At 66.9% G+C, this 986-nt stretch carries 1 pseudogene; it reads right to left on the bottom strand.

Annotation, left to right across the window (positions count from 1 at the left end):
- Positions 1-986: pseudogene (locus EN925_RS41570) on the bottom strand (autotransporter outer membrane beta-barrel domain-containing protein); the annotation flags it as partial.

Genomic DNA, 986 nt, shown 5'->3' with positions numbered 1-986 from the left:
CCACGGCACCGGCCTTGTTGCCTGTGCCACCCGCCCCGCCAACACCAACGTTGACGGCGACGTTGACGCCGTTTTCTGTACCGAGATCGGCCGTCGCGCCATTGGTCGCTCCGCCATTGCCGCCGCCGCCGCCGATCGACTGGGCAACGATCGCGGCGCTCATGTCCCCACCCGTCTTGATCGTCATGGCGTTGTGAACGGCGACATCGCCGCTGATGTTGCCCTTGCCGCCGCCGCCACCGATGGTGACTGTCGCATTGATGCTGGCGTTGACCCCGAAGCCGCCTGCAGCTCCCCAGGAATCGCCGCCATTGCCGCCGCTGCCGGCCACCGATTGCGCGAGGATGCCGATCGCGTTGGCGCCTTTGGTAACGATGCTGCCGCCGCCATTCATGCCGCTGTCGACGATGACGAGGTCGCTCTTGCCACCGTCGCCACCCCAGCCGCCAACAGTGACACCGAGTGAAACGCTGACCCCCGTGCTGGCTGCACCCGAAATCGTGGCAGCGCGGCCGCCATTGCCGCCGCCGCCGCCGATGGACTGGGCAACGATGCCGCCGGAACCGGCTGCGTCGGTGTCGGCAATCAGGTTGCCATCAGCCCGAACCGTTACCTTTCCACCGTTGCCTCCGTTGCCGCCCTCGCCACCCACGGCAACCCCGACCGAGGCGGACACGTAGAGACCAGCGCTGACCGCGCCTGAATAAGCCGAACCGCCGTTGCCGCCACTGCCACCGACCGATTGCGCAAGGATGGCCTTCGAGCCCATGCCGCCGACATGAATGTCACCTTTGTGGGTGACCGTGACCTGGTTGCTGAGATTGCCATCGCCGCCACCGCCGCCGATCGCCACGGAAGCGGCGCCGAACAGACCGACGGCAAACGTTCCGACAGATCCGCCATTGCCGCCACCGCCGCCGACCGACTGGGCGAGAATGCCGTGTGAGAGGGAGCCCACGGTCGTGATGTTGGTGGTGTTCTTGACC

Source organism: Mesorhizobium sp. M7A.F.Ca.US.006.04.2.1 (assembly GCF_004022915.1).
Lineage (GTDB): Bacteria > Pseudomonadota > Alphaproteobacteria > Rhizobiales > Rhizobiaceae > Mesorhizobium > Mesorhizobium ciceri.
The sequence above is the reverse complement of the archived record's forward strand: the minus strand, read 5'-3'. Positions and strand labels throughout refer to the sequence as shown.